This is a genomic window from Desulfosarcina sp. BuS5 (assembly GCF_028752835.1).
Taxonomy (GTDB): Bacteria; Desulfobacterota; Desulfobacteria; order Desulfobacterales; family BuS5; genus BuS5.
In genome coordinates, this window is the sequence record NZ_CP087952.1 from 2,368,861 (window position 1) to 2,392,178 (window position 23,318).

A 23,318-nucleotide genomic window follows, 5' to 3' on the forward strand; every position below is an offset into this window, starting at 1 on the left:
ATGGTGTCCCCTGAATTCCAGGGAGGTGGCCTGGTCAGAAGTGCCGGTGGAGAAAAAGCAGGCCTTCTCGGGCGAAGGAAGGAAGAACGCGAAAAGGGAGACCAGCGAATTTTGGGTAGTGGTGATTTTGTGGGTGATGTTTTAAAAAAAGCTGGAGAACAGCTTGAAAGTATGACGAAAAAGTTGAGTCCCTCGACAGTCAGTCAAAATATCGAGAAAGGAAAAAATTTTCTTGACAGAGATGAAGATTTGAAAGTAATATTGCAAATAAACTAAATAGCAAACAACGTCCCCTATGGCATTTTCCGTCCCCTATGGCATTTTCCGACTTTTGGAGAAGATAATTATGGAATTCAACATCTTTTATAAAAAGAACAACGACTGGTTTATTGGGCATATCCAAGAATACCCTGATTATGAAAGCCAAGGTAGAAGTTTGGATGAATTGAGAGAAAATCTGATAGAAATCTATAATGATATCAATGAAGGCTTAGTCCCGGATGCTGAACCTTTTCAGCTAATGGAAGTCGCAATTTGAAAAGGAAAGCATTGCTGCGAATAATTAAATCAAACGGTTGCATCTTTGTTCGCCATGGAAGCAATCATGATTGGTATAAAAATCCCCAATCAGGGAAAAGTCAACCTATAGCAAGGCATGCCGAAATAGAAGATGGGCTCGCCAAAAGAATAATTAAAAGACTATCTTAGAGAAGCAACTCACTTATTCTTTAGAATATCCTTAACATGGTGGACAGAGGGTCGGGCCAAGCTAACAACATATAATAATTGATAATATGATGAAACCAATGCCCTATTTTCGGCCTATATGGTCGTTTGTATAGTCAAAAAGGGGATTATAGCCGGTAACCACCCATGGCAAAAGCGAAAAGACATTATATCCCGGGTCAAATTTGGCATCTTACCCATCGGTGTCATAAACGAGAGTTTTTGCTCAAATTCTCGAAAGACCGTCATCGTTGACTCCAGTGGCTCTATGAAGCGAGAAAGCGGTATGATTTGACGATTTTGAATTACACGGTCACATCGAACCATATTCATTTACTCGTAGTGGACGATGGGAAACGAGATGTAATTCCGAAGTCAATTCAACTTGTGGCAGGGAGGACAGGCCAGGAATACAACCAAAGGAAGAAACGTAAAGGAGCATTTTGGGAGGATCGCTATCATGCAACAGCCATTGAAAATGGCAAGCATCTGATCCGTTGTCTCATTTACATTGACTTGAATATGGTGAGGACCGGGGTCATAGCTCACCCATCTCAATGGCCTTTTTCCCGGGTACAACGAAATTCAGAATCCCAAAAGGGAAAACATCCTGAAACATTATGAAAAGTTGAGGGAATTGCTATCAATTGATTCCTATGATCTGCTGAAAGAGTATCACAGAGGCTGGGTTGGAGAGTATCTGGATACTGGCGGCAACAACCGGGATGACAAATGGACAAAGAGTATTGCGGTCGGCAGTAAAGGATTTGTTGAGGAAATGAGATTTTTGTTGGGTGCAATGGCAAAAGGAAGAAAGTGTCTAAAAGCAGAGGAAGGCTGCCAGTTGCGAGACCCTTCCTCACCCTATAAGGCTCATTTTGACATCAAAAACGAAGATATAGGGGCAAATAACACCTACTATTGGGATATAAATGATGAGTATTCAATAAGATAGCGTGGCCAGACCCCCTTTGCACCCCGAAAAGGGAGACCAGCGAATTTTGGGCAGTGGTGATTTTGTGGGTGATGTTTTAAGGAAAGCTGGAGAACAGCTTGAAAGTATGACGAAAAAAGGGATGTCCCTGGATGAGATAATAGCCATTGTGGCTAATTCGACAGAAACCTCCATCGAAGATTTAAAATCCACTGGTCGAAAGAGAAAGCTTGCCCATGCTCGTGCGGTGATAGCTTATGTAGCGATTAGGAATTTGGGATATAGGGGTATTGAGGTGGCTGAAGCTTTATCGTTGAGTCCCTCGACAGTCAGTCAAAATGTCGAGAAAGGAAAAATTTTCTTTGACAGAGATGAATATTTGAAAGTAATATTGCAAATAAACTAAATAGCAAACAACGTCCCCTATTACCACCGGGACGAAAACCGAAGAAATAGGTATGGTGTCCCCTGAATTCCCCAGTTTTAATTAAAACTATGACAATAAAAATTGCAGGAAAAAAAATACTTGTCACGGGCGCTGATGGATTTATCGGATCCCACCTTACTGAAGAGCTTGTGAAACAGGGCGCGGATGTTCGAGCCTTTGTTTTATACAATTCCTTTAATTCCTGGGGATGGCTGGATCATTCTCCTCAAAAAATACGTAGCGAGATGGATATTTTTTCAGGTGATATACGTGATCCTTATGGCGTTAAAAAGGCCATTAAAGGGTGCGATATCATATTCCACCTGGCTGCGCTGATAGCAATTCCATATTCGTATCATTCGCCCGATACCTACGTGGATACCAATATCAAAGGGACATTGAATATTGTTCAGGCTGCAAGAGAACTAGAGGTAGAGAAAATGATACATACTTCCACAAGCGAAGTTTACGGCACTGCTCAATATGTCCCCATAGATGAAGGTCATCCGCTTCAAGGGCAGTCTCCATATTCGGCTTCCAAAATCGGGGCGGATCAAATTGCCATGTCCTTTTATAATTCTTTCGGCACTCCGGTATCTATTATACGCCCTTTTAATACTTACGGTCCCAGGCAGTCAGCCCGCGCAGTGATACCGACAATTATAACCCAGATAGCCAAAGGAAAAAAAAGAATAAGACTTGGAGCGCTTGAACCGACGCGTGATTTTAATTATGTAAGAGATACTGTGCGCGGCTTTATTGCAATGGCCGAATCCGACAGGGTTTTAGGTGAGGTGGTAAATATCGGAAGTAATTATGAAATTTCCATTGGTGAAACAGTAAACCTGATCGCGGATATTATGAAAAGTAATATTATTGTTGAGACAGACAAGCAGCGGGTTCGGCCTGGAAAGAGTGAGGTAGAACGGCTGTGGGCGGATAACAGCAAAGCTAAGATCCTCCTGACAGGGTGGGAACCTCAATACAGCGGACGCGACGGTTTCAGGGCGGGGCTGAAAGAGACTGTGGAGTGGTTCACAGCTCCTGAAAATATTGATAAGTACAAAGCTGACCTTTATAATATATAAACATAGGCAGTCTTGAAAGCCTTATAGTCTCCCTGCCTTTCAGCTTCTAACTTAATGATATACTATGAGCGGTTATAGTTTGAGTTTTTTATATTCACCGCAACGCCGCAAAAAGCGCAATTTGTGACCTTTCAAGGTATAAATAACAAAATGGCATATATGGACAAAACATCCAATTTCCCCGAAACTATTCTAACAGTATTAAAAGATGTCCTTCCCAAAGATCGTAAGTTCATCCCCTTACATGAGCCGAAGTTTAATGGTAAAGAAATAGAGTATGTAACGGCTTGCATTGATTCAACATTTGTATCCTCCGTCGGTAAGTACGTAGATAAATTTGAAAAAATGCTTGAGGAATATACAGGCGTAAAAAAAGCTGTCGCCGTAATGAACGGCACTTCGGCCTTGCATATTGCGCTTAAACTGGCAAATGTCCGGCAGGGAGATGAAGTAATCATGCCTGCTCTTACATTTGTGGCTACGGCCAATGCGGTTTCGTATTTGCAGGCCGTGCCTCATTTTGCAGATATTGATGAAAAAAGATTAGGGATTGATCCTGTAAAGCTTAAAGAATATTTGGAGGATATAGGAGATATCAGAGAGGAAGAATGCTATAATAAGAAAACAGGAAAACGAATTAAGGCAGTTTTGCCTGTACATGTATTCGGCCATCCCGCAGAACTCGATTTTTTGAATGCTATCTGTGAAAAATTTAAACTCACGCTTATCGAGGATGCAGCGGAATCTCTTGGTTCATTTTATAAGGGGCGGCATACCGGTAACTGGGGAAAACTTTCTGCTTTAAGTTTTAACGGGAACAAGATCATAACCACAGGCGCTGGCGGGGCCATACTGACAAATGACGAGACCCTGGGCATTCAGGCAAAACATATAACTACTACGGCAAAAAATCCTCACAAATGGAATTTTTCCCATAATCAGATCGGTTATAATTATCGCATGCCTAATATTAATGCTACGCTCGGCTGCGCCCAATTGGAACGGCTTGAATATTTTGTGGAAAAAAAACGTACCCTGGCAAAAAGATATATGACCGCTTTTAATGAAATTGACGGGGTCCGGTTTGTTGCTGAACCTGAAGATTCCAGAAGTAATTACTGGTTAAATACTATCCTCCTTGATAAAAAGCATGCCAATCTCCGTGATTTAATACTGAAAACCACCAATACAGCCGGCATCATGACCCGCCCGGCCTGGAAATTAATGCCTTCCCTTCCCATGTATGAGCATTGCCCCGGGATGGATTTAACTGTAGCTGAGAAAATGGAAAAAAGAATTATAAACATCCCAAGCAGCGCTGATTTATGAAGGACAATATTATTCTATAGATTTTCAGATAATTAATTTCACAAGGCCAGAGGAAGGAAGGCGTATTGTAATACTTCGATGACCGATAACGCAGTGAAATTAATTATGTGAACATTTATATTAGGCGGCGGCGGGCATTATAAGGCTTGCATCGATGTCATTGAACAGGACGGCAGGTTCAGGATAGCCGGCATTGTCGATCTGCCGGATAAATTACAGAACAGAGTGCTTGATCATCAAATCTTTGCATCCGATAAGGATCTGCCCTTCCTGTTGGCGGCTGTTCTTCTTGTAGTAAAAGATGGTGTTATTCAAAGCGTGGCGCCGCAATACCGCACTGATGCTATTCTCAGAAGAATTAATCAGGATCGGTATCCGATGACAGGGATGACATCCGAACTGACCTGCTTGACAGCTATGACCGTTTGATGGCATTTGTCACAAAGCACCTGCCTGATCCTTTTTATCTGGAAAAGGACCGTCGTATCAGTTTAAGAGACCGGATTTTCAGGGAAGTTGTTACCAATATACTGATTCATCGGGAATATATCAATGGATTTCCTGCAAAATTTATAATTGAGAATCACCAGATAAGAACGAAGAATGCCAATCGTCCACATGGTCACGGCATGATCAACCCTGCGGATTTTACTCCTTATCCCAAAAATCCGGTTATCGCTCGTTTTTTCAAAGAGATCGGTCGGGCTGATGAACTAGGTTCCGGTGTCAGGAACCTTTTTAAATATACCCGGAATTATTCAGGCGGTGTGGATCCTCAATTAATTAGCAGATATTTTCAGAATAGTTATTCCTACCCCCCAAGCTGCCCCCCAGGATATTGTAAGCCGGATGATAGCTTTTTGCCGTACAGCAAGAACTGCTAAGGAAATGATTGATTATTTGGGATTAAAAGACAGAAAACATTTTAAGACCGAAGTTTTGAACCCCCTTATTAACCAAAAAAAATTAGCGATGAAGTTTCCGGATAAACATGGAAGTCCGAAACAAAAATATTATTCGCCAAATATCAGTCCTTCAAAAACCGTTTGAATGATTTTATCAAAAAGATGAAGCAAGCTTTGCGTGAGAAGAGACAGGGGGACGTCCTTAAATAATCAAACAACTTTCTTGAATCCTCTCACAGAAATTGTTCAGAAGTCGCTTGATAAGTGAGAGGGGTTAGTGAAACATTAATATCCCGTTGTTGTTTTCTTGACAATACTTCTGTTATTAGATAAAATATAAACTATATCAATTAGCATAGTTTAAAAGGAGGATAAAATATGTCATTAAAGGTAGTTACGGCACTTAATGCCCGGCAGAAGTTCGGCACAATAATGAATGCTGTGTCATTAAAAAACGATCAGTATATTGTTGAGCGTAAGGGGATGCCTATGGTGGCAATTATTCCGATCAAGAAATTCAAGCAAATGGATAAGGCCAGGCAGCGGTTCTTTAGTAATATGTCGAAAATCAGTAATTCTTTTGTCGGAGAAGACCTGGGAAAGCTTGATGATATTTTGGCAGAAGCAACACAGGCAGCTAAACAGGTCGAATGTCGTCGAGGATAAAATTTGAAAATCGTTGTCGATGCCAATCTTTTTGCCAGCGGCCTGATCAAACCGAATTCAAATCCCTGCAAAATTCTTAATTTAATCAAGCAGAATGAAGTAGAATTGATTCTGTCGCCAGCTATCATAAAAGAGATAAAACGTATTTTGCTCTATCCCAAGCTTCAAAAATATCACCGCAAAACCGCACAGGAAATTGATGCATACTTTGAAGATATCTTAATGTTTGCCTGGATTGTTGAAGGAGAGGGGATAGTTGATATAATTAAAGACGATCCTTCAGATAACAAATATTTGGCGTGCGCTTATGAAGGCGAAGCGGATTATATCGTCTCTGGTGACCACCATTTATTGGATATAGAAACTTATGAGGGGATTGAGATTCTTAAAGTGAAAGCGTTTTTGAGCGTTTGGGAAAAAGAATGGGAATCAAAGGATTTGCCGGAAAGATAGGGGGGAGAGAAAACTGGAAGATGGGAAGGTAAGAGGGATAGAAGATAAGAATGGGAGAAGATGAGAAGGGAAGAGGGTAAAATCGATCCACAGATTACCCCGATGAAATAGAAAGAAAAAAGGCATTTCATGGGGCAGGCGCAGATTACACAGAAATGACTTAATGCATATGAAACAGATTATTAGGGGAAAATGACGGATCAGAGAGCATACAAGATAATTGGCTGTGCCATGGAGGTTCATAAAGAATTGGAGTGTGGGTTCCTTGAAGCTGTATATCAAGAGGCGTTGGGAAGGGAATTCAAGGTTCAGGAGATTCCATTTAAATCGCAGCCGACTATACAAATTTTCTACAAAGGGCAACCTCTGAACAAAACATATCAACCTGACTTTGTGTGCTATGATGAAATAATCGTAGAGATCAAGGCCATTTCAAGTTTGTCTGGAATTGAGAAAGCACAGCTAATCAACTATTTGAAAGCGACGGGCATTAAAGTAGGACTTTTGATTAACTCAACTTTCGGAGTTATTTTTTAAAAATAAATACAGTTTAAATAGTTGAAATAACTAAAAATATTGACAAGATTCGTTATCTATGATATGTATTATTTAACCCAAAACAACCAAATCAAAGAGGGGAAGAAACTCCGGTTGAAAGACCTCTATGGCAAGCTAAAGAAAAAAAGAGGAAAGGCCAAAATCAAAGCCAGTGTCCTTGTCATATTGCCTGACGGGAAAAAAGCAAGAATCATTTTTGTCCCTTGTGACAAAAAACGGGGTTGGCTCGCTCTTTTATCAACAGATATTTCCATAGCTGATGAAGAAATAATAAGGCTATACGGCAAACGCTGGGACATCAAAGTGTTTTTCAAAATGTGCAAGCAACATCTGAAACTGGTCAAAGAAATCCAAATCCGGAACTATGATGGTTTAATCGGACACACTTCTCTGGTAATGGCCAGATACAATATATTGAGCCTGTTCCAAAGAGAAAGCGTTGACCAACGGTCTTTTGGAGATTTATTCAGAGCTTGCAATGAAGAATTGTCCAGCATAACTTTCATTGATACCCTGAAGAGGATAATGCAACTGGCCATGGCTGCACTACGCAATGCTCATAATTTATCTGAGAGGATCATAAACTCCATTCTCGACCTGATAATGGGGGAAGCTATTGCATATTTCGGCCTTAATAATAGCCCAATGCCCCAATTGGAGGGGGGACAGAGATTAATTTGCTCCTCCGAAAGTTGAGTGTATAATAAATACCAGGGCGCTTGTGGAACATGATGCTGTAATAGAGAATCATTGCCATATATCGACCGGAACCCTCATAAACGGAGGTTCCAAAATCGAATCCGGAACTTTTTTCGGCAGCGGCTCGGTTTGCCGCGAAAATATTACAATTGGTAAAAAATCTTTTATCGGTATGCAAAACAGGATATATAAAAATCTTCCTGCATACACGGTTATAAAATAAACAATTTTCAATACAGAAGATTTTTTTGGAAAAAACATATATCATAGCAGAAGCCGGGATTAATCATAATGGCGATCTTGAGCTGGCCAGGCAGATGATTGATGTGGCTGTTGACGCAGGCGCAGATGCCGTAAAGTTTCAAACCTTCAAGGCGGAAAAGGTTGTAAGCAGATTCGCTCCAAAGGCGGAATATCAGAAAAAGGCCACTAATGCAGATGAATCCCAGCTTGAGATGATAAAAAAACTGGAGCTTGATGCGGCGGCCCACCACATGCTTATCGATTACTGCGCCAAGAAGAATATCCGTTTTTTATCCACTCCGTTTGACCTTGAAAGCATAGACCTGCTAAATGAGCTTGGCTTTGATATTTTTAAAATACCATCCGGTGAGATTACCAACCTCCCCTATCTTCGAAAAATCGGAAAATTGAAAAAAAAAGTAATCATGTCTACAGGAATGTCTGATCTTGGAGAAATTGAGGATGCTCTGCTGATTCTGATGAAGGCCGGAACATCGGCTGAAAATATAACCATTTTACACTGCAATACGGAATACCCGACACCAATTGAGGATGTGAACCTTAAGGCCATGCAAATGATTGGCGCTGCGTTTCCCGGCATAAAGATTGGTTATTCCGATCATACCCTCGGAATAGAAATCCCCATTGCCGCCGTGGCCATGGGAGCAACAATTATCGAAAAGCATTTCACTCTTGATAAAAACATGAGCGGCCCTGACCATAAGGCATCTCTTGAACCGGATGAACTTAAAGCCATGGTTTGCGCCATCCGCAATATCGAAAAAGCCCTTGGCGCTGGCATTAAAAAGCCCAGCTCTTCAGAACTGAAAAAACAAGCCTATTGCCCGCAAAAGCATTGTAGCGGCAAGAAATATCCGCAAAGGTGAACCATTCACTGAAGAAAACCTGACAGTAAAACGTCCCGGCACAGGGATTAGCCCAATGCGGTGGGATGAGGTGATCGGACAGGTCGCTCAAAAAGACTATAAAAAGGATGAACTGGTGAAAAATTTCCACCGGTTCAATAGGCTGAAGCATTCTACGGTTAATCCGAAAGCCTGGCCTCACAAACCCACATTTTAAAAAAGAATTGATATGAGCAAAGAAAATAAAATCCAATTGTTTCAAGAGCAAAGCGTAAGAACACATTGGGATGAAAAGCAAGAAAAATGGTTTTTTTCTATTGTGGATGTTATTGCAATTTTAACGGAGCAAAAAGATTATCAAGGAGCAAGAAATTACTGGAAAGTATTAAAACATAGACTTGTGAAAGAAGGAAACGAAACGGTTACAAATTGTAACCGTTTGAAAATGATTGCCAAAGATGGCAAAATGCGAATGACTGATGTAGCAGATACTCAACAGCTATTACGTCTTATCCAATCTGTTCCATCGCACAAAGCAGAACCTTTTAAAATCTGGTTGGCAAAAGTAGGGGCACAGCGGATAGACGAAATAGAGGATCCCGAACTATCTTTTGAACGTGCTATGGAAACCTATCTTGCAAAAGGATACTCCACAGGGAGTGGATAAACCAGCGCCTGAAAAGTATTGAAGTTAGAAAAGAACTAACAGACGAATGGCAAGAAAGAGGAATGAAACAAGGCTTGGAATACGCCATTTTAACCAATGAACTCACTCAAGCCTGGGCCGGCAAAAATGTAAAAGAATACAAGAAATACAAAGGGCTTTAAAAAGGAAAACCTGCGAGATAATATGAGCAACCTTGAACTGGTTTTAAATATGCTTGCAGAAGCTTCTACAGCAGAAATATCGAAAGAAAAGATACCAAAAGGATTAGAAGAAAATAAGGATATTGCTCGTAAAGGTGGTAATGCTGCTAAAAAAGCAAGATTGGAGATTGAAAAACAAACAGAAAAACCAATTGTAACGACTAAAAATGCAAACAACCTTTTAGACAAACCTAATCATAAAAATATTGAGAATGGCGGAAATTCGGGGGACACCATACCTATTTATTGTTGACTATAAATTGCAATTATCCTCTGAAAGGCTATGGCAAAAATAGTAAGAGTGGCACAGGGGATGCCACATCATATCACTCAAAGAGGAAACAGACGGTTACAAACCTTTTTTTCTGATCAGGAATATATTGCCTATATCGATTTGATGAATGAATGGTGCGATGCCCGTGGAGTAGAAATATGGTCCTACTGCCTAATGCCTAATGCATTGGACATGGAGCCGTGCTTTAGCTCATACTAATGCTGGCAAAGATAAGCTTGCGAAAACACAATTTTTAATTCAATTGGTAGATAAGGATTGGGCTCGATTTTTGTCGGAAAGTATTACAGCAAAAATGCGGAGTTGATTGCAAAAACATGCGAGAACCGGTCGGCCAGCCGGGAATATCCAATTTATTGAAAAATTGGAAAAATCGTTGGGTGTGACGCTAAAACCTAAAAAACCGGGACGAAAACCGAAGAAATAGGTATGGTGTCCCCTGAATTCCCACAGGAGGATAATATGCCAAAATTAAAAGAAATTGATATTAATTATGAACAAGTACGGGATTTGGTTTATCAATTGGCCTTTGAAAAGAAGATGGCTCTTATAAAGGAAATTATCAAAGACAGGCGCTATCAGGAGAATTTTTACCGTTTTACGGAATCATTAGTAAAAAAGTATGATATCCCTAATATGAATGAATCGGAACTGGATGCCTTTCTTGCATGAAAAAAACTTTTTGGTGTAATTCTTATTCTGAGGATATGTGGTTACAATGATTCATAGAATAGTTATTGATACGAATATTTACATTTCAGCAATATTTTAAGGTAGGAAGCCTCGCTCAGTTGTGGATTTAGGCCGCAATGGTCAAGTATCGATATTTACATCATTGCAAATAGAGAAGGAAATAAACAAAAAGCTAAAAACTAAATTTGGACTTTCTGATGAAGAAGTTGCTCAAATTCTTTTTGACTTTTCAACATTTACTTTGCCTATCAAAATTTCTCAAAAAATAACAGTTATTGATGATGATCCGGATGATGATAAATTTATCGAATGTGCTGTAGCATCTCGGGCAGGCTTTATTATTTCAGGGGATAAGCATTTGTTAAATCTGAAAGAGTATAATGGAATAAAAATCATGAAAGCCACAGACTTCCTGCGCCTCTGCGGTGAAATAATAAAAAAATGAAAAACATAACCATACACCCACAAGCCACCATAAAAGAAGCCATGGAAGCCCTGGATAAGACCGCTGAAAAGGTGCTTCTTGTGGTTGATGAAAACCAGGCACTGATCGGCACTCTGACTGACGGCGATCTCAGACGCCATATTTTAAAAGGGAGGGATTTAACCGACATTATCGAAAATGCCTTTTACACAAATCCGGTTTTTATATTTCAGGAAGATTTTGATCCGGATAAAATCAAATCTGTTTTTCTGAAAAATAAAATTAACCTGATTCCTGTTTTGGACAAAAACCGCAGGGTGGTGAATTTCATAACCTGGGAAAAGGCGTTTGGAAATAACAAAAAGTCGGGAAATCAAAAACTGGATATCCCTGTCGTCATCATGGCCGGGGGCAAGGGGTCACGCCTTGATCCGTTTACCAAGGTCCTCCTTAAACCGCTTATCCCGCTTGGTGATAAAACCGTAATTGATCGTATTATCGATAATTTCAGAATTTATGGTATTTATAAATTTCATTTGACAATCCACCACATGTCAAAAATTATTCGTGCCTATTTTGAGGAAAAAAATCCGAAGAATTTACCGAGGAGGATGAACCCGGGGGCACAGCCGGCAGCTTGAAACTGCTTAAGAATAAACTTAACGGACCTTTTTTTGTATCAAACTGTGATATTATTATTGAAGCCGATTATGCTGATATCTTTCGCTTTCATACAAAAAACAGTTATGACATCACTCTTGTGGCGTCTGCCAGGCAGTTTAACATTCCATACGGTATCTGTGACTTGAACGGCAACGGCAGCCTGAAAATGATTCAGGAAAAACCGGAGTACAATTTTCTTGTAAATACCGGCTTCTATGTATTAAATCCGGGCGTAATAGATTTGATTCCAGACAATCAGTTGTTTCACATCACCCATTTGATTGACAAGGTAAAAAAAATAACGGCATAATTAGAGTTTATTCGGTTAGGGTTCGCTCAAAAATAAATTAGCAATTTTAAGTGTTGAGGCACCTGGCTGGCAAGGCGCGAAAACGCAGGAATATCAAGATATTTCTGCGTTTTCGGAACGTAGCCAGGCGGGATGCATCGGCGCTTAAAATGTAAAGTTATTTTTGAGTGAGCCCTTAGTGAAAAAGCCTGGATCGACGTCGGCCAGTGGGCGGAGTACCGAAAAGCGTTGAAGGTGATTGAGGAGGTTAGCTCTTGAGCTGATGAGTTGGTAAGCTCATGACCTTATGAACTTACCAGCTTACGACCTTATAAAACCTGAAAGGATAAAAATATGAATACCAGGACAATAAACATAACATTACCCTTAGGAGCATTTTCAGCGCTTAAAAAGACGCCGGCTGAATTTGCAAAGGATATACGGCTGACTGCGGCGGTTAAATGGTATAAGATGGGAGTTGTATCCCAGGAAAAGGCTGCTGAAATAGCCGGATTGTGTCGCGAGAATTTTCTTATGTCGTTATTAAAATTTCAAGTTTCACCTTTTCAGTACACGGCGGAAGAAGTCCTCCAGGAAGCCGGTTATGAATAAAAACCTGGTTATCAATGCCTCTCCCATAATACTGCTCGGGAAAGCCGTTCTCTTGAAAACAATAAGTCCATTAGCCAGGACGTGGATAATACCGGATGGCGTTATTCATGAAGTTCAGTTCAAAAGATCGATCGATCCATATTTGTCAGATCTTCCATCTAATTCTGAAGTTGAACGGCGCTCATAAACCCCTTGCGCTCCAAGGGGCGCGGAAAAGACCTGTGGATGCAAAACGCGGTTTAGTTGGTTTTCATAAGGATGGTTTTGTTTTGTCGAATTTATGATGTTTCGCTGAATAGTTACAACTTACGGATATAACAAAAGAAAACAACTTATATCAAGTGAGGTTTAATCATGGCAACGCAAATGATTATCAGAGTAGAACCAAGCTTAAAGACTAAAGTCAGTCAGTTAGCAAAAGCCAAGGGGAAAAACCTGAGTGAACTTGTAAGAGAACTTCTTGAGAAATACACAAAAGAAAGGGACATGAGCGCCTATATCGACAGCCTTTGGGACAGGATAGGGCAAAATTTTTCCAAAAACAATATATCAGAGGCTGATATCGAAGAAGCAATAAAACAGGTACGGTCAAAAAATGCTTAAAGTCGTTATTGACACAAATGTATTTATTTCTTTTTTTTTTGGCGATGTTCCCAGAGAAATAATTAATCTTTGAAAAAAAGGCAAAATCGTCTTATGCCTATCGCAAGAAATAATTGAAGAGTATCTTGAAGCGCTCAATAGACTTAGTTTAAAAGACAAAAAGGAAATTGCTAATTTAACCGGATTATTTGCTGAGGTGTACAATTCAATTTTCACGACAAAAACGCCAAATATAAAAGTCGTGGATGATGATCCCGACGATAATAAATTCCTGGAATGTGCTGTAGCTCTCGACAGCAAAATTATCATTTCAGGAGACAAACACCTCAAGGAGATCAAAAAATACATAGATATTGAAATAGTGCCCCCTAAAGAATTTATTGATCTTTACAGCGGAAAAAATTTTCACTAAAAATAACCTGGGCGCCTGGTTGGCTCGGTGGTAACTTAAAAAGGCAAGACTTGTGAAAAACTGTGAGAATGTGAGAAAGGTATGAGAAACAATTGAGGTAACGCAAAAAAAATGTCTATAGATCTTGAACTGGTATTTCCTGTTAAACAAAGGGAAGCTGCTAACTTCCTGCAAGAACATATTTTCCCAGAGCTTCCCGAAAATCATTTTTTTCTGGTTGGAGGAACAGCTTTGGCCTTACGCTTTGGCCACCGACAAAGCATTGATCTGGATTTTTTTTCCTTTCCATTCAAAAGTACTTATGATGCAGAGATTGAAAACGTTGACAAAGTTTTACGGAAACATGATATTTATCACAGAAAGGACATTGTACCAATTGCCGGGCAGTTGCATTGTCAAATCAACAATGTCATGGTTCTGTTTGCTGTGTTTCAAAACTTCACGGCAGATCAGGAAAGTGAATTCTACAAAGTCCCGCTTTACCCGCCAGAAAAAACCGCTTTTGGTTTTGACACTCTCAGCCTTAAAGATTTAGCAGGAATGAAGGCTTTCGCCCGCTGCCATCGTTCAAAAATGAAAGACCTTGTAGATATTGGTGAAATACTAACGCATGCTATTTCTCTACAGGAGATTATTGACGTGGCTGAGCGACAATTCGGTTATGACATCTCAGGCAAAGAAATCCTGGAGTCTTGTCTTAATATTGACGATATATTAGATAATACTATTGACGAACCGATTGTGTTTTTAAACAACAAAGATACCTCATATTATATTGATCTTCTCAAAATAGAGGTTGCAAAATATTATCATGCAAATATTTAATACTATTCCTACGACAACAATCATTCAGAAAAAACTTCAGGAAAGTTTTCCTGACTTTTTCTGGGATATCGACACGAATAAGTTGGACCTGAAAGATCATTACAAACTCATTATCACGCAGATCATAAATTACGGTTCAGTGCAAACAATCAGGCAGGTATTTCAATTGTATAGTCGAGAAGCTATAAGGCAAACATTAAAACATCCAATCAGAGGCTCCTGGTTTCCCAAGACATATAAAGCCTTTTGTAATTTATTTAATGTTGAGTCAGACAAATCTGCCGTTAATGTAATGTGTGTTCGAAAAGAAAAAGCGCGTGATAAGGGCAAAGAATTTTTCAAAAACTTATAGTTTTTTTCTCAATCAGGCGGGGCATGGAAAATTCGGGGGACACCATACCTATTTATTGTTGACTATAAATTGCAATTATCCTCTGAAAGGCTATGGCAAAAATAGTAAGAGTGGCACCGGGGATGCCACATCATATCACTCAAAGAGGGAACAGACGGTTACAAACCTTTTTTTCTGATCAGGAATATATTGCCTATATCGATTTGATGAATGAATGGTGCGATGCCCGTGGAGTAGAAATATGGTCCTACTGCCTGATACCTGATGCATTGGACATGGAGCCGTGCTTTAGTTCATACTAATGCTGGCAAAGATAAGCTTGCGAAAACACAATTTTTAATTCAATTGGTAGATAAGGATTGGGCTCGATTTTTGTCGGAAAGTATTACAGCAAAAATGCGGAGTTGATTGCAAAAACATACGAGAACCGGTCGGCCAGCCGGGAATATCCAATTTATTGAAAAATTGGAAAAATCGTTGGGTGTGACGCTAAAACATACTAAAAAACCGGGGCGAAAACCGAAGAAATAGGTATGGTGTCCCCTGAATTCCAAAGGTGCTTGTGGAGCATGATGCCAGAATCGACAATCATTGCCACATTTCAACTGGAGCAATCGTTAACGGTGGAGTGAAAATTGGATCAGGAACGTTTTTTGGAAATAACTCCATGACACGTGAATGTATCGAAATCTGCGATCGTTGTGCAATTTAGGATGTGTGCGTGTTGAAGGATTTGGAGGCGTTTTAGATGCTTGACTTAAATTTTGAGATTCATTTTAAAAAATTGCCCTTATGGAAAGGAGTTATAGAGGAACCCTCTATACCAGAATTTTATCCTTTTAGTTTAGGATGGAATGAACGTTATATCTGTCAAACTACTTCTAAGGAAATACTGCGGCAAGTTGTAAAATCATATTCAAAAAATGATTATCAACTTATTACATCGCCTCCAGGAACCTCATCCTGGGGCAATTCCCGTGGGAACATAGCATTAGAATATATTCGGAATTCATTCGGTTCGTTAAACGGTAAAAAGGTTTTGGATATAGGGGGGGGGACAACATATATCGGAGAAAAATTGTTATCTATGGATAACATTATAGAATATACCATTATGGATCCTGCGCTCAGTAACAAACCACCTACTCCTAAAATAAAAATTTTTAGACAATATTTTACATCAGAGACATGTCCTAAAGAAAATTTTGATTTGATTGTAAGCATGAATTGTTTTGAACATGTACCTGACCCAATTGATTTTTTACATACTCTTCGTCAGTTGATTCAGCGGCAAAATGGTAAAGCTATTTTGCTATTCCCAGATACGGAAAAGCAGTTACGAAACGGTGATTTTAACGTTATTTTACATGAACATTTAAGTTATTTTACAAGAAAATCATTTATAAATCTTGCGGACTTTTGTGGTTTGAAAATAATAGACTGTGCCTCTGATAACGATTTGTTTTTCTTTACTTTAGGAGTTAAACAAAAAATTGCCCATAATGTTAGAACTATAGATAATATTTTGTTTAAAGCTGCTGAACAATTTGCCCAGAATTTTGAATATTTTAATAATATGGTCATATCGCTTATTAATGATAACAAAAAAGTTGCGTTACATGGTGCCTGTAACGGACTTAATAATTTATTAGCGTTATGTAAGTTCCCTAATAGATTTTATGATCATATCTATGTTTTTGATGGAGATGAAAACAAAACAGGTAAATATCTATCGGTATGTCCAAACCCTATTATAAGTGCTGATGATTCAAAATACAGAGAAATCGATTGTGTTATTGTATCAGCTATGTCGTTTTATAATCAAATTAGAGATTTTTTAATTTCATATCATGGGATAGATTCAGATAATATTTATTCTTTATACCCGTTTAAAAATGAATAACACTGCTATTACATATTTAAAATTTATTTCTAATCAAATTGGACAGGGAATCCCATTGGTAGATTTTCATATCCATACCAATTGGACAGATGGGATTCATTCTGTTCAGGAAATGTATGATGCTGCCTGTGAATTAAATTTGAAATGTATTCTCTTTAGCGAACATGCCAGAAAATCCAGTATTAGTTGGTTTAGATCATTTACAAGTGAAGTCCGTGCGTTGCCTAAAAAACCTTGTCGAGCTCTTGTTGGTGTTGAAACGCGCGTTATTGACTTTAATGGCAATATAGAAATTGATAATGACATTATCTCATTGTGCGATTTAGTTATCGGCAGCGTTCATAGATTTCCAGGAAAAGAGGGAGTTCCTTTGCAGTTTAATGAAGTCTCTCAAAACGAAGCACTTGAAATTGAATTTAAACTTGCAGAGAAACTCCTCGATAATCCGTCTGTTGAAATTTTAGGTCATCCCATGGGAATGTGTTACAGTAAATATGGCATTACTATTCCAGATAGCAAGATGTATCAACTCATAGAGAAGGCAAAAATAAAAGGTATAGCTTTTGAAGTAAACTCAAAATATTCTGCGGACCCATTAAAATATGTTAAAATGTGTAGGAATATAGGTGCGTTAATTTCTTTAGGTTCTGATGCACATTCAAAAAAAGAAGTGGGGAATATAATTAATGTTTGTAAGGAGTAAGAATCAGTAATGGATATTATACGTGTGTTAGTAACTGGAGCTGGCAGTGGTGTTGGTCAGGGAATAATTAAAGCATTGCGGCTTAGCACATTGCGGCTTCACATAATAAGTTCTGACATATCTTCTTTGAACCCTGCATTATTTAGAACTGATGAAGCACTTTTGCTTCCGAAAGTAGAATCCGCAGGCGTACTTGATATTATTATCGAGAGAATTAAAAAGGCCAGTATTGACGTTATAATGATTGGATCTGAGTTCGACCTCCACTTTTTTGCAAAGTACCGAGAGTATATTGAAGAAGAAACCGGGGCATTAATTGTCGTGTCGCCTATTGATACCGTTAAGATAGCAGAGGATAAATGGTTGACTGCAGAATTTTTAAGAAAAAATAATCTACCCTTTGCCGATGCCTATCTTCCGTCTGACTTGGAGGATGCAATGATGGTGGCTAAAAATTGGGGTTATCCATTTGTTCTTAAGACTCGAAGCGGAACATCAAACCGACATGTTCATATTATTAACAGCCTGGATCAGTTTGGTTTATTTTTTAAGCAAGTTCCTGATCCGATGCTTCAGAAGTTAATAAATACACCAAGTGAATTTTTGAATCATGAATACACCTGTAGCGTATTCAAATGTTTGGATAAAAGTATTTTAGGGCCTTTTACTGCACGAAGAACACTTCGCGGAGGCAATTCATGGGTAGTTGAAGTCACGCCTTTTGAGCAGCTCTTTCATCTCCTGATCTCTATAGGAGGTATGCTTCCGATAATGGGATCTTTAAATATACAATTAATGATAGGAAATAATGGGCCCGTTCCTTTTGAATTTAACGCAAGGTTTTCCGGGACAACGGCCGTGCGAGCATACTTTGGTTTTAATGAACCTGAAATGGCAATTCGTAATTATTTTTTGAAAGAAAAAGTAAAAACGCCAATTATAAAGCAAGGGATAGCATTTCGTTATCTGGAAGAAGTCTTTGTTGAGAATGCCAAAGCAGACAATGCAGAGGAATTTTTTACAAAGGGGACTGTATGCACATGGTTTTAAAAAAAGTAGGCCTAACTGGTGCCTCTGGAATGGTTGGCCGAGGTATGATTGAAGTTTTAAATAAAAATAATGTTCGCTATATAGCCGCTACCAGATCTAAAATGGAAGTAATTACTCCACAATCGTCATGGGTTAAGCTGGACCTTGCTAAATGGCAAAATATGGAGAAGCTTGATGAAATTTTTCCGGACGTACAGGCGTTTTTTCATCTTGGTGCATTGGTTCCTAAAACGGCGGAAGATAACCATGCATATGATCGTATTTTTGATGTGAATGTTCGTTCGTGTTTGTATTTAGCAAGCTGGGCAACTAAAAGGAACATTCCGCTTGTCTTCTTATCAGGCGCTACTGTTTATGCAAATCCAGAACAAAAAGATATCAAAGAACACGACAAAAAAACAACTGGAGGATTTGGTGGCTTTTATGGATACAGCAAACTTTTAGCTGAGAAAACATTGCAATATTTTGTTAAAGATGGTTTAAAACTTTGCATTCTACGCCCCTCTTCAATTTATGGATACGGTCTTCCAGAAGATAAGATGATCACAAAATTTCTCTTAATTGCTGCACAAAATGAATCAATAGAACTACAGCCGCCAACCGATGACAAGGTCAATTTACTTCATTCTTATGATGTAGCAAATGCAATGCTGCAATCCTTGTCAAATAAATCTTGGGGAGTTTTCAATATTGCGGACAAAACTTCGTATTCCATTCTTAATATTGCGCAAACTTGTGTCAAAATCGTTGGCAAAGGGCACATTAATTTATTGAAAAGAGAAGAAGCAAGGAAACCGATTTCTCGTTTTGGGTTGAATTGTAAGTTAGCTCATAAGGCATTCGATTTTCAAACTACACTGCGCCTTGAAGATGGAATTCGAAAGATGTGGCTTGATATCGAAAAAATATAAAAGTGAAAAATGTGTAACAAAATATTCATTATCGCTGAAGCCGGTGTAAATCACAACGGAAGCCTCGAACTTGCTAAAAAGATGATCGATGTGGCGGCTGAGGCTAGTGCGGATGCGGTCAAATTCCAGACCTTCAAGGCGGAAAAGGTTGTAGGTAGATTCGCTCCAAAGGCGGAATATCAGAAAAAGGCCACTAATGCTGATGAATCCCAGCTTGGGATGATAAAAAAACTGGAGCTTGATGCGGCGGCCCACCACATGCTTATCGATTACTGCGCCAAGAAGAATATCCGTTTTTTATCCACTCCGTTTGACCTTGAAAGCATAGACCTGCTAAATGAGCTTGGCCTTGATATTTTCAAAATACCATCCGGTGAGATTACCAACCTCCCCTATCTTCGAAAAATCGGAAAATTGAAAAAAAAAGTAATCATGTCTACAGGAATGTCTGATCTTGGAGAAATTGAGGATGCTCTGCTGATTCTAATGAAGGCCGGAACATCGGCTGAAAATATAACCGTTTTACACTGCAATACGGAATACCCGACACCAATCGAGGATGTGAACCTTAAGGCCATGCAAATGATTGGCGCTGCGTTTCCCGGCATAAAGATTGGTTATTCCGATCATACCCTCGGAATAGAAATCCCCATTGCCGCCGTGGCCATGGGAGCAACAATTATCGAAAAACATTTCACTCTTGATAAAAACATGAGCGGCCCTGACCATAAGGCATCTCTTGAACCGGATGAACTTAAAGCCATGGTTTGCGCCATCCGTAATATCGAAAAAGCCCTTGGCGCTGGTATTAAAAAGCCCAGCCCTTCAGAACTGAAAAACAAGCCAATTGCCCGCAAAAGTATTGTGGCAGCAAAAAATATCCATAAAGGTGAATCATTTACAGAAGAAAACCTGACAGTAAAACGTCCCGGCACAGGGATCAGCCCTATGCGGTGGGATGAGGTGATAGGGCAGATTGCTCAAAAAAATTATGAAGAAGATGAACTGATATGAGCGACATTGTGAAGTTTGAGGACTTACATGACCGCATCCTTGAACTCAGAGACGAAAAAGTCTTGCTGGATGCTGATGTTGCTCAAATATATGTGGTAGAGACGAGGGATATCAATAAGGCCGTGAGCAATAACCCGGATAAATTTCCAGCGGGTTATGTTATTGAACTCTCAAAAGCGGAAAAGAATGAACTGGTGGAAAATTTCCACCGGTTCAATAGGCTGAAGCATTCTACTGTTAATCCAAAAGCCTTCCCTGAAAAGGGCTTGTACATGCTGGCTACCATCCTCAAAAGCCCGCAAGCGGTTCAGGCCACCTGGCGATAATTGAAACCTTTTCCAAAATGCGAAAACTGACTCGTAATATCAAGACCCTTTCCAACGTCAAGGACAAACATGAGCAACAAGCCCTGATGAAGAAAAGCGGAGAGATGATTGCTGAACTTCTGGATGATGACCTGCAAACAATCGACACGGAAACATCAATAGAACTGAACTTTGCTGTTTTGAAGTTTAAGCACACAATAAAAAAGAAAAATAAATGAGAAAAATTTGTATTATAACAGGTACCCGCGCCGAATACGGCCTCTTCTACTGGCTAATGAAAAAAATTCAGGCAGATACCGATCTTGAGTTGCAAATCATTGCTACAGGAATGCATCTTTCTCCTGAATTTGGCTTGACATACAAGCAGATAGAAAAAGATGGTTTTCAGGTTAACAAAAAAATTGAAATGCTTCTTTCTTCTGATACGCCTGTTGGAATTTCAAAGTCAATGGGGCTTGGCATGATTGGATTTTCCGAGGCGTATACCGACCTTAAACCGGATATCGTGGTTCTTCTGGGAGACAGGTTTGAGATTTTTTCAGCGGCTGCCGCAGCTATGATTGCTCGTATTCCCATTGCTCATCTGCATGGAGGTGAAGTAACTGAAGGTGTGATTGATGAGCCGATAAGACATTCAATTACCAAGATGTCTCATCTTCACTTTACGGCTGTTGAAGAATACCGGAAACGTGTTATTCAACTGGGTGAAGATCCTGCAAGGGTATTTAACGTCGGGGGTTTGGGGATAGACAATATTAAAAAATTTAAATTGTTGAATCTTAATGAATTTGAAGATTCAATCAATTTTAAACTCGGCCGAAAAAATTTTTTAATCACGTTTCATCCGGTCACCCTTGAGCATAAAACAGCCGAATGTCAGTTTCTGAATCTTTTGGATGCGTTGGATGAACTTGAAGATACGCGATTTATTTTCACAAAACCTAATGCCGACACAGAAGGCCGTGTTATAATTAAAATAATTGATAATTATGTTTCAAAAAATAGTCATAAATCGATTGCCTTTGTGACTCTCGGACAACTGAGATATTTATCCGCCATGCAGTTTGTTGACGGAGTTGTCGGAAATTCTTCCAGTGGGCTTACCGAAGCACCGACATTTAAAATCGGCACAATTAATATAGGTGACCGACAACGAGGGAGAATCAAATCCGCCAGCATAATAGATTGTAAGCCTGTGAAAGAAGCAATCCTGTCCGCTGTCAGAAAACTTTATTCAATGGAATTCCAGATTAAACTCAAGAACGTCAAAAATCCTTATGGTGAGGGCGGCGCGTCAGAAAAAATTAAAAGAACGCTCAAGGAAATTGACTTGGCAGGTATTTTAAAAAAAAAATTTTATAATATTAATCAATCACGAATAGCGACAGGATAAACCGTGCGGTAAAAAAATGAAAGATATAACCATACATCCCCGAACTACAGTGAAAAAGGCTATGGAAGCCCTGGACAAAACAGCGGAAAAGGTGCTTTTGGTAGTTGATAAAAACCGGACGTTGATTGGCACTCTGACTGACGGCGATCTCAGACGCCATATTTTAAAAGGGAGGGATTTAACCGACATTATCGAAAATGCCTTTTACACAAATCCGGTTTTTATATTTCAGGAAGATTTTGATCCGGATAAGATCAAATCTGTTTTTCTGAAAAATAAAATTAACCTGATTCCTGTTTTGGACAAAAACCGCAGGGTGGTGGATTTCATAACCTGGGAAAAGGCGTTTGGGAATAACAAAAAGTTGGAAAATCAAAAATTGGATATCCCTGTAGTCATCATGGCCGGGGGCAAGGGGTCACGCCTTGATCCGTTTACCAAGGTCCTCCCTAAACCGCTTATCCCGCTTGGTGATAAAACCGTAATTGATCGTATTATCGATAATTTCAGAATTTATGGTATTTATAAATTTCATTTGACAATCCACCACATGTCAAAAATTATTCGTGCCTATTTTGAAGAAAAAAATCCGAATTATTCCATAGAATTTACCGAGGAGGATGAACCCAGGGGCACAGCCGGCAGCTTGAAACTGCTTAAAAATAAACTTAACGGACCTTTTTTTGTATCAAACTGTGATATTATTATTGAAGCCGATTATGCTGATATCTTTCGCTTTCATACAAAAAACAGTTATGACGTCACTCTTGTGGCGTCTGCCAGGCAGTTTAACATTCCCTACGGTATCTGTAACCTGAACGGCAACGGCAGCCTGAAAATGATTCAGGAAAAACCGGAGTACAATTTTCTTGTAAATACCGGCTTGTATGTATTAAATCCGGGCGTAATAGATTTGATTCCGGACAATCAGTTGTTTCACATCACCCATTTGATTGACAAGGTAAAAGAAAATAACGGCATAACCGGAGTTTATCCGGTTAGTGAAAAAGCCTGGATCGACGTCGGCCAGTGGTCTGAATACCGTAAGGCATTGAAGGTTATTGAGAATATCTAAATGATAGAAAGGATGAA

At 39.3% G+C, this 23,318-nt stretch carries 39 protein-coding genes and 3 pseudogenes; all 42 read left to right on the forward strand.

Going from position 1 to position 23,318, the window contains the following annotated elements:
* The 42 genes and pseudogenes from BuS5_RS11650 to BuS5_RS11830 all read left to right on the forward strand — a co-directional run bounded on the left by BuS5_RS11650 (position 1) and on the right by BuS5_RS11830 (position 23,301).
* Positions 1-276: a hypothetical protein gene (locus BuS5_RS11650; protein ID WP_027354566.1), complete on the forward strand. Its 276-nt coding sequence runs from the start codon at positions 1-3 to the stop codon at positions 274-276.
* A 70-nt stretch (positions 277-346) separates the two neighbouring features.
* Positions 347-538, forward strand: a complete 192-nt coding sequence (locus BuS5_RS11655; RefSeq protein WP_035265930.1) for a hypothetical protein — start codon at positions 347-349, stop codon at positions 536-538.
* An 11-nt stretch (positions 539-549) separates the two neighbouring features.
* A complete protein-coding gene (locus BuS5_RS20480) occupies positions 550-708 on the forward strand; it encodes a type II toxin-antitoxin system HicA family toxin (RefSeq protein WP_443112711.1) in 159 nt (52 codons plus the stop codon).
* A 318-nt stretch (positions 709-1,026) separates the two neighbouring features.
* Complete coding sequence (locus BuS5_RS20485) at positions 1,027-1,350, forward strand: transposase (RefSeq protein WP_232223097.1); 324 nt, start codon at positions 1,027-1,029, stop codon at positions 1,348-1,350.
* Positions 1,351-1,363: 13 nt separating this feature from the next.
* Entirely contained in the window at positions 1,364-1,681 is a 318-nt protein-coding gene (locus BuS5_RS11665) for a hypothetical protein (RefSeq protein ID WP_232223096.1), read from the forward strand.
* A gap of 46 nt (positions 1,682-1,727) precedes the next feature.
* Positions 1,728-2,066 carry a helix-turn-helix domain-containing protein gene (locus tag BuS5_RS11670; protein ID WP_027354565.1) on the forward strand — a complete coding sequence of 113 codons (339 nt, stop codon included), beginning with the start codon at positions 1,728-1,730 and terminating at the stop codon, positions 2,064-2,066.
* A gap of 89 nt (positions 2,067-2,155) precedes the next feature.
* Positions 2,156-3,175 (forward strand): NAD-dependent 4,6-dehydratase LegB, encoded by a 1,020-nt coding sequence (locus tag BuS5_RS11675; protein ID WP_035265929.1) that lies wholly within the window; start codon positions 2,156-2,158, stop codon positions 3,173-3,175.
* Positions 3,176-3,325: 150 nt separating this feature from the next.
* Positions 3,326-4,504, forward strand: coding sequence for a LegC family aminotransferase (locus tag BuS5_RS11680; RefSeq protein ID WP_198012290.1), 1,179 nt, complete (start codon positions 3,326-3,328; stop codon positions 4,502-4,504).
* A gap of 117 nt (positions 4,505-4,621) precedes the next feature.
* Positions 4,622-4,705 (forward strand): annotated as a pseudogene (locus BuS5_RS20490) (hypothetical protein); the annotation flags it as partial.
* A gap of 24 nt (positions 4,706-4,729) precedes the next feature.
* Positions 4,730-4,933, forward strand: a complete 204-nt coding sequence (locus BuS5_RS11685) for a hypothetical protein (protein WP_027354562.1) — start codon at positions 4,730-4,732, stop codon at positions 4,931-4,933.
* Entirely contained in the window at positions 4,933-5,388 is a 456-nt protein-coding gene (locus BuS5_RS11690; protein ID WP_027354561.1) for a hypothetical protein, read from the forward strand. Before BuS5_RS11685 ends, BuS5_RS11690 begins: the two co-directional genes overlap by 1 nt.
* A 4-nt stretch (positions 5,389-5,392) precedes the next feature.
* On the forward strand, positions 5,393-5,554 hold the full coding sequence (locus BuS5_RS20495) for a Fic family protein (RefSeq protein WP_443112698.1): 162 nt from the start codon (positions 5,393-5,395) through the stop codon (positions 5,552-5,554).
* 233 nt (positions 5,555-5,787) lie between these two features.
* The gene (locus tag BuS5_RS11695; RefSeq protein ID WP_035265928.1) at positions 5,788-6,075 is read left to right on the forward strand and encodes a type II toxin-antitoxin system prevent-host-death family antitoxin; all 288 of its coding nucleotides are present in this window, start codon (positions 5,788-5,790) and stop codon (positions 6,073-6,075) included.
* A 3-nt stretch (positions 6,076-6,078) separates the two neighbouring features.
* The gene (locus BuS5_RS11700) at positions 6,079-6,528 is read left to right on the forward strand and encodes a putative toxin-antitoxin system toxin component, PIN family (protein WP_051375018.1); all 450 of its coding nucleotides are present in this window, start codon (positions 6,079-6,081) and stop codon (positions 6,526-6,528) included.
* Between the two features lie 192 nt (positions 6,529-6,720).
* Entirely contained in the window at positions 6,721-7,065 is a 345-nt protein-coding gene (locus BuS5_RS11705; RefSeq protein ID WP_027354560.1) for a GxxExxY protein, read from the forward strand.
* Positions 7,066-7,164: 99 nt separating this feature from the next.
* Positions 7,165-7,782, forward strand: a pseudogene (locus tag BuS5_RS11710) (IS4 family transposase); the annotation flags it as partial.
* Between the two features lie 25 nt (positions 7,783-7,807).
* On the forward strand, positions 7,808-8,008 hold the full coding sequence (locus tag BuS5_RS11715) for a hypothetical protein (protein WP_027354559.1): 201 nt from the start codon (positions 7,808-7,810) through the stop codon (positions 8,006-8,008).
* Between the two features lie 25 nt (positions 8,009-8,033).
* Positions 8,034-8,915, forward strand: coding sequence for an N-acetylneuraminate synthase (neuB, locus tag BuS5_RS11720; RefSeq protein WP_274427678.1), 882 nt, complete (start codon positions 8,034-8,036; stop codon positions 8,913-8,915).
* A 19-nt stretch (positions 8,916-8,934) separates the two neighbouring features.
* Positions 8,935-9,111 carry a hypothetical protein gene (locus BuS5_RS11725; protein WP_274428170.1) on the forward strand — a complete coding sequence of 59 codons (177 nt, stop codon included), beginning with the start codon at positions 8,935-8,937 and terminating at the stop codon, positions 9,109-9,111.
* Positions 9,112-9,123: 12 nt separating this feature from the next.
* Positions 9,124-9,561, forward strand: a complete 438-nt coding sequence (locus BuS5_RS11730; RefSeq protein WP_035265927.1) for a BRO family protein — start codon at positions 9,124-9,126, stop codon at positions 9,559-9,561.
* Between the two features lie 183 nt (positions 9,562-9,744).
* Positions 9,745-10,014, forward strand: coding sequence for a hypothetical protein (locus BuS5_RS11735; protein WP_232223094.1), 270 nt, complete (start codon positions 9,745-9,747; stop codon positions 10,012-10,014).
* 501 nt (positions 10,015-10,515) lie between these two features.
* On the forward strand, positions 10,516-10,725 hold the full coding sequence (locus tag BuS5_RS11740; protein WP_274427679.1) for a hypothetical protein: 210 nt from the start codon (positions 10,516-10,518) through the stop codon (positions 10,723-10,725).
* Positions 10,726-10,843: 118 nt separating this feature from the next.
* Positions 10,844-11,191: pseudogene (locus tag BuS5_RS11745) on the forward strand (putative toxin-antitoxin system toxin component, PIN family); the annotation flags it as partial.
* On the forward strand, positions 11,188-11,811 hold the full coding sequence (locus tag BuS5_RS11750) for a CBS domain-containing protein (protein WP_274427681.1): 624 nt from the start codon (positions 11,188-11,190) through the stop codon (positions 11,809-11,811). The pseudogene BuS5_RS11745 and the gene BuS5_RS11750, both read left to right, overlap by 4 nt.
* Entirely contained in the window at positions 11,808-12,143 is a 336-nt protein-coding gene (locus tag BuS5_RS11755) for a sugar phosphate nucleotidyltransferase (RefSeq protein WP_274427682.1), read from the forward strand. The genes BuS5_RS11750 and BuS5_RS11755 overlap by 4 nt, the downstream gene beginning before the upstream one ends.
* A gap of 333 nt (positions 12,144-12,476) precedes the next feature.
* Entirely contained in the window at positions 12,477-12,734 is a 258-nt protein-coding gene (locus BuS5_RS11760) for a UPF0175 family protein (RefSeq protein WP_027353025.1), read from the forward strand.
* The gene (locus BuS5_RS11765; protein WP_027353026.1) at positions 12,727-12,921 is read left to right on the forward strand and encodes a hypothetical protein; all 195 of its coding nucleotides are present in this window, start codon (positions 12,727-12,729) and stop codon (positions 12,919-12,921) included. Before BuS5_RS11760 ends, BuS5_RS11765 begins: the two co-directional genes overlap by 8 nt.
* A gap of 167 nt (positions 12,922-13,088) precedes the next feature.
* Entirely contained in the window at positions 13,089-13,337 is a 249-nt protein-coding gene (locus BuS5_RS11770; protein WP_027353027.1) for a ribbon-helix-helix protein, CopG family, read from the forward strand.
* 85 nt (positions 13,338-13,422) lie between these two features.
* Positions 13,423-13,749 carry a putative toxin-antitoxin system toxin component, PIN family gene (locus tag BuS5_RS11775; protein WP_198012184.1) on the forward strand — a complete coding sequence of 109 codons (327 nt, stop codon included), beginning with the start codon at positions 13,423-13,425 and terminating at the stop codon, positions 13,747-13,749.
* A 111-nt stretch (positions 13,750-13,860) separates the two neighbouring features.
* Positions 13,861-14,574, forward strand: a complete 714-nt coding sequence (locus BuS5_RS11780) for a nucleotidyl transferase AbiEii/AbiGii toxin family protein (RefSeq protein ID WP_027353028.1) — start codon at positions 13,861-13,863, stop codon at positions 14,572-14,574.
* A complete protein-coding gene (locus BuS5_RS20500) occupies positions 14,561-14,926 on the forward strand; it encodes a DUF6922 domain-containing protein (RefSeq protein WP_027353029.1) in 366 nt (121 codons plus the stop codon). Before BuS5_RS11780 ends, BuS5_RS20500 begins: the two co-directional genes overlap by 14 nt.
* Before the next feature lie 122 nt (positions 14,927-15,048).
* The gene (locus BuS5_RS11785; RefSeq protein WP_274427684.1) at positions 15,049-15,228 is read left to right on the forward strand and encodes a hypothetical protein; all 180 of its coding nucleotides are present in this window, start codon (positions 15,049-15,051) and stop codon (positions 15,226-15,228) included.
* Positions 15,229-15,488: 260 nt separating this feature from the next.
* Complete coding sequence (locus tag BuS5_RS20505) at positions 15,489-15,638, forward strand: hypothetical protein (protein WP_198012177.1); 150 nt, start codon at positions 15,489-15,491, stop codon at positions 15,636-15,638.
* Between the two features lie 36 nt (positions 15,639-15,674).
* Positions 15,675-16,829, forward strand: coding sequence for a class I SAM-dependent methyltransferase (locus BuS5_RS11790; RefSeq protein ID WP_027353030.1), 1,155 nt, complete (start codon positions 15,675-15,677; stop codon positions 16,827-16,829).
* Positions 16,822-17,532, forward strand: a complete 711-nt coding sequence (locus tag BuS5_RS11795) for a PHP domain-containing protein (protein WP_027353031.1) — start codon at positions 16,822-16,824, stop codon at positions 17,530-17,532. Before BuS5_RS11790 ends, BuS5_RS11795 begins: the two co-directional genes overlap by 8 nt.
* A gap of 9 nt (positions 17,533-17,541) precedes the next feature.
* Entirely contained in the window at positions 17,542-18,582 is a 1,041-nt protein-coding gene (locus BuS5_RS11800; protein ID WP_027353032.1) for an ATP-grasp domain-containing protein, read from the forward strand.
* A complete protein-coding gene (locus tag BuS5_RS11805; protein WP_198012178.1) occupies positions 18,573-19,493 on the forward strand; it encodes an NAD-dependent epimerase/dehydratase family protein in 921 nt (306 codons plus the stop codon). The genes BuS5_RS11800 and BuS5_RS11805 overlap by 10 nt, the downstream gene beginning before the upstream one ends.
* Positions 19,494-19,502: 9 nt before the next feature.
* Complete coding sequence (neuB, locus tag BuS5_RS11810; protein WP_027353034.1) at positions 19,503-20,507, forward strand: N-acetylneuraminate synthase; 1,005 nt, start codon at positions 19,503-19,505, stop codon at positions 20,505-20,507.
* On the forward strand, positions 20,504-20,833 hold the full coding sequence (locus tag BuS5_RS11815) for an ORF6N domain-containing protein (protein WP_198012179.1): 330 nt from the start codon (positions 20,504-20,506) through the stop codon (positions 20,831-20,833). Before neuB (BuS5_RS11810) ends, BuS5_RS11815 begins: the two co-directional genes overlap by 4 nt.
* Positions 20,834-20,850: 17 nt before the next feature.
* The gene (locus tag BuS5_RS11820) at positions 20,851-21,051 is read left to right on the forward strand and encodes a hypothetical protein (RefSeq protein ID WP_198012180.1); all 201 of its coding nucleotides are present in this window, start codon (positions 20,851-20,853) and stop codon (positions 21,049-21,051) included.
* A complete protein-coding gene (gene neuC, locus BuS5_RS11825) occupies positions 21,048-22,226 on the forward strand; it encodes a UDP-N-acetylglucosamine 2-epimerase (protein ID WP_027353035.1) in 1,179 nt (392 codons plus the stop codon). The genes BuS5_RS11820 and neuC overlap by 4 nt, the downstream gene beginning before the upstream one ends.
* Before the next feature lie 16 nt (positions 22,227-22,242).
* Positions 22,243-23,301, forward strand: coding sequence for a sugar phosphate nucleotidyltransferase (locus tag BuS5_RS11830; RefSeq protein ID WP_274427687.1), 1,059 nt, complete (start codon positions 22,243-22,245; stop codon positions 23,299-23,301).
* Positions 23,302-23,318 lie beyond the last annotated feature (17 nt).